This is a genomic window from Polaribacter sp. WD7 (assembly GCF_003335085.1).
Taxonomy (GTDB): Bacteria; Bacteroidota; Bacteroidia; order Flavobacteriales; family Flavobacteriaceae; genus Polaribacter.
Map to the genome: position 1 here is coordinate 1 of NZ_QPEJ01000006.1, position 4,677 is coordinate 4,677.

Sequence of the window (4,677 nt, forward strand, 5' to 3'; positions counted from 1 at the left end):
GAACTAACAATTTAAGAACTAACCGAGTTCAAACTAGTTTTTTGCCTTCTAAACGGCTGAAAAAAATAGCTTGAACGTGTCGAAAATCATCAAAAAAAGGTCAACCTATTTCAGTATAATACATTTGGAGAATTACTATGATTTTTACTCTATTTCCTTGTGTGTGTTTTGATTGGATTTTTGGTCAACTTTTAGGGTTCAAAAGATTTTACACAAAATCACTAGATGAGTTTTTACAAGATATGGTTGTATCTAAAGCAAATAGACTTATTAATAAACTTGGATTAGAAAAATTAGAGAAACCTGAAAAATATGACGATGGAAAAGGGAATGATTTTGATTTTCATAGAATTATAACTCATTACGCATATGAAAATAGTAAAAATCATCAAGCAAAAATGAGTAATTATGTTGCTCTTTACGGATTTTTGAGAACTTTAAGTTTAATTTTCAATTTTCTCGCTATTTATTTTTTTATAAGAGTATTTTTTTTCTTGGAGTTTAATCTAAATAACGGAATTATATTATTTTTATTAAGTGGAATTTCTTATTTATCATTTATGGCATTTATGAAATTCTATAGAAGATATACATTAGAAGGATTAATGATTATAGTAATAGATAATGAAATTTAAAAACCAGTGCCTAACACCGTATATAATTTATTGCTAGTTTTAGCCTACTTACGAAAATCCTCGCGGATTTTCTATTCGATTTTTATTTGTTAAATTTAGTGCTTAAATCACGCAACAAACCATATACAAAAACGTTACAAACAATTACTTAGCAAACTCAGAAAAAATGAAAAGGAAATTATTCATTGTAGGAATTTTAATTTTAACAATATCTACATATAGCCAATCAACAAAAATAAAATTTGGTTTAAAAGGAGGAATAAATCTTTTTAACTTTAGAATTGAACAACCTGAAAAACATTTGAAAACTGAAATCAATAGCAACTTCAATGTTGGTTTTTTTACGGGTATTTTTGTTAATTATAGTTTTACTGACAAAATTCAAATTCAAATAGAACCCAACTTTCAGAAAAAACAAACTGAAATTTCATATTTTTTCAAACCTGGAATAGATATATCTAATAATCAAACAAGTAACGAACAGAATGAAAAGTATAAATTTAGCGAATATTCAATTGAAAACCCTCTTGTAATCAGATACTCAATAAATGAAAAAATAAAAATAGAAGGAGGATTTAATATTATTTATATCTTTAAAGAAAAGTATAGTGAACCCGTTAATTTTGGAAGTAATAAAACGACATTTGATGTAAATGAATTTGAAACTGGATTGATTATTGGAGGAATATACAACTTGTCCCAAAAAATTGTATTTAACCTCAGGTATAATTACAGTTTAAATGAAAAAAGAGGATCTCTTTTGAATAAAAGAATAATTAATATAGGACTTGAATATACTATATAAACTGTTTGTAACACCGTGTATATTCAATTGCTAGCTTCTAGCCTACTTGGGAAAACTCTCGTGGATTTTCCATTCAGTAATAATTTGCTAACTTTAGTGAATAAACCACGCAACTGATATATACACAAAAACGTTGTGTGTAATACATAAACCGCAAAGAAATATGAAAAAACATTTAGAAGCAAGCCCAGAATCTGGAAAGAAATTTTATATGGATTATGTTAATAAAGGAAAAATTGTGATGCTAAACCTATTGAAATTTCACATAGAAGCTGATTATACAAATTCGGAAGAATTAAAACCTAAATCGAAAATTTCCGGCGAAGAAGCCTACAATCTATATATGGAAAATACATTACCCGAATTAAAAAATATTGGGAGTGAAATAATTTATTATGGTAAAAGCACAAACTTTTTAATCGGACCAGATTCCGAAAACTGGGATGCTGTTTTATTAATGAAACACAAGTCAGTTGAAAAATTTATGGCTTTTTCACAGAGTAAAGTTTATTTGAATAATGTAGGCCATAGAATGGCTGGATTGGCAGATTCGAGACTTTTACCTACAACAGAAATACAAAACAATTGAAATCATTATGAGATTAAATGCTGGAATACTAACCACAAAACTATCAAAAACAAAGTCATTTTATACGGAGAATTTAGGGTTTAAAATCAAATTTGAAAATGAATTTTACCTTCTTCTTAAAACACCTAATGAAAAAGATACATTGAGTTTTCTTTTACCAAATCATCCAACCCAACAACCTTTTTTTCATAAACCTTTTCAAGGAGAAGGAATGTACCTAACTATCGAGGTTGACAATGTCGATAACTTATATGAAGAAATAAAAAGTAAAGGAGTTGAAATAAAGGTGGATATAAGAGATGAACCTTGGGGAGAAAGACATTTTGCAATTGAAGACCCAAACGGAATTGGAATTGATATTGTAAAATATAAACAACCACTTGGAAAATAAAAACTACACACAACAATGGCTATAAGTAATTGCTTGTTCTCGCCTACTTTGGAAATTCCTGCGGAATTTCCAACTTGGTGTGTACTTGCAAAGTTTAGTGCTAAACCACGCAACTACTCATAGCCGGAGCCGTTGGCAGAAACTGCTGAGTGAAGCCAGTAACATATAGGTTTATATCTAAAAACATTGCTCAAATCTCTCTCTTTAAATCTGAAACTCTTGAATTTTGCATTTTAAAACACATTGTGAATTTTGAAAATTAAAGCGTTTATACAATCAATTCATTTTTCTAGTTGTGGCGGAATATTTTTTCCTAAAAACTCTTAAATACTCTTCTCTTCTTGTAAAAACGTGGAATTTTACAACGCTGAAAACAAAAAGTTATATTTCTGGAAAATTCGTCAAAATCTGAAAAATCCTCAGTCTAAAGAAATTGAAGTCGAGTCTCTTGCGGAATCATAACGTTTGAAATACGAAAGTTATGGTATTGGTTAAATTGTAAAAATCTGAAAAATCTTCATTTTAAAGTAAATGGAATTGAGCATCTTACGGAAAAGAAACGTGCGAAAATAAAATATATGGAAATTAGAAATTATAAAAAAAATAAATAAAAACGCATCTGCCAACAACGTACATAAAAAATTGCTATTTTTGGGTTACATCAGAATTGTTGCCTTTTTAAATACGGAATTTTCCTGCGGAAAATTGCCGAACTCTTTAAACGCAACTTTTTCATGTACAAAACCGTTAGCAAAAACTGCTGAGTGAAGCCAGAAACGCATAGGTTTATATCTAAAAACATTGCTCAAATCTCTCTCTTTAAATCTGAAACTCTTGAATTTTGCATTTTAAAACACATTGTGAATTTTGAAAAATTAAAGCGTTTATACAATCAATTCATTTTTCTAGTTGTGCCGGAATATTTTTTTCCAAAAAACTCTTAAATACTCTTCTCTTCTTGTAAAAACGTGAAATTTTACAACGCTGAAAACAAAAAGTTATGTTTTTGGAAAATTCGTCAAAATCTGAAAAATTCTTAGTTTAAAGAAATTGAAATTGAGTTTCTTGCGGAATTATAACGTTCGAAATATTAAAGTTATAGTATTAGTTAAATCGTAAAAACCTGAAAAATCTTTATTTTAAAGTAAATGGAATTGAGCCTCTTACGGAATTGAAACGTGTGAAAATGGAAAAAGTTAAAAAATAAAGAAGTTCGGAAACTCAAAAAAATATGGAATTATAAGAAAAACCGCTTTTGCTAACAACGTACATAAAAAATTGCTATTTTTGGTTACATCGAAATTGTGGCTAATTTAAATACGGAATTTTCCTGCGGAAAATTGCCGTACTCTTTAATCGCAACTTTTTCATGTACAAAACCGTTGGCAAACATAAAAAATACGAACGCAATTAAAGATTGAATAAAAAAATGTATTTTTGATTTAGGGATTAAAATGAATTAATTATGGATATGACAACTCAAATAAAAAATAATTTAATTTCAAGAATTAAAACTTCTTCAGATTTGAGTTTTTTAAAAGCTCTTCAAACAATTTTTGACACTTCAGAGCAAGGATTATATCAATTATCTTCAGAACAAGAAACTTCGATTTCAATTGGAAAAAAACAAATTAAAAGCGGGGAATTTTCTAAGAATGAATCTGTAATTTCCGAAATGAAAGAATGGCTAACAAAGAAATAGTTTGGTCTAATAACGCTAAAAATGAACTTAGAAAAATTCTTGAATTTTATAATGAAAGGAATGGATCTAAAAAGTATAGCTTAAAAATTCTTTCGGAAACTGAGGAAATATTAAAAACACTATCAAAAAGTGAATTTATTGGGAGATTAACATCAAACAAGAAAACAAGAGTTATCCCAATGAAAGTTTATCTTATTTTTTATGAAATAAATGAGAATACTATTGAAGTTATTTCGTTTTGGGATAATCGACAAAATGAAAAGAAGAGAAGAATAAAGTAAATATTACGATTTGCCAACAAAGTATAAACCTTATTGCTTGCTTTTAGTCTATTTGCGAAAGTCCTCGCGGACTTTCTTATCAGTAATATTTTGCTTACTTTTAGAATGAAAACAACGCAACAAGGCTTATACAGAGCCGTTGGCTACAATATAAAAACTGAACTTTCCTGAAATAGGTTGACTAAAAATTAATCAATTAATTATAGTCACTTATGAAAACAAAAAAAGAACCCTGGCGAAAAAGAACCTATCAAAAAGTAACCTTAGAAACTAA

At 28.2% G+C, this 4,677-nt stretch carries 6 protein-coding genes; all 6 read left to right on the forward strand.

Annotated features, from left to right (window positions below; translation table 11 throughout):
* Positions 1 to 137: 137 nt before the first annotated feature.
* The 6 genes from DUT90_RS00085 to DUT90_RS00110 all read left to right on the forward strand — a co-directional run bounded on the left by DUT90_RS00085 (position 138) and on the right by DUT90_RS00110 (position 4,403).
* Entirely contained in the window at positions 138 to 635 is a 498-nt protein-coding gene (locus tag DUT90_RS00085; protein ID WP_147266185.1) for a hypothetical protein, read from the forward strand.
* A 166-nt stretch (positions 636 to 801) separates the two neighbouring features.
* Positions 802 to 1,440: a porin family protein gene (locus DUT90_RS00090; protein WP_114424686.1), complete on the forward strand. Its 639-nt coding sequence runs from the start codon at positions 802 to 804 to the stop codon at positions 1,438 to 1,440.
* 163 nt (positions 1,441 to 1,603) lie between these two features.
* Positions 1,604 to 2,029 carry a DUF1330 domain-containing protein gene (locus DUT90_RS00095; protein WP_114424687.1) on the forward strand — a complete coding sequence of 142 codons (426 nt, stop codon included), beginning with the start codon at positions 1,604 to 1,606 and terminating at the stop codon, positions 2,027 to 2,029.
* Between the two features lie 7 nt (positions 2,030 to 2,036).
* On the forward strand, positions 2,037 to 2,420 hold the full coding sequence (locus tag DUT90_RS00100; RefSeq protein WP_114424688.1) for a VOC family protein: 384 nt from the start codon (positions 2,037 to 2,039) through the stop codon (positions 2,418 to 2,420).
* Between the two features lie 1,465 nt (positions 2,421 to 3,885).
* A complete protein-coding gene (locus tag DUT90_RS00105; RefSeq protein WP_114424689.1) occupies positions 3,886 to 4,122 on the forward strand; it encodes a hypothetical protein in 237 nt (78 codons plus the stop codon).
* Complete coding sequence (locus tag DUT90_RS00110; RefSeq protein ID WP_114424690.1) at positions 4,104 to 4,403, forward strand: type II toxin-antitoxin system RelE/ParE family toxin; 300 nt, start codon at positions 4,104 to 4,106, stop codon at positions 4,401 to 4,403. The genes DUT90_RS00105 and DUT90_RS00110 overlap by 19 nt, the downstream gene beginning before the upstream one ends.
* Positions 4,404 to 4,677 lie beyond the last annotated feature (274 nt).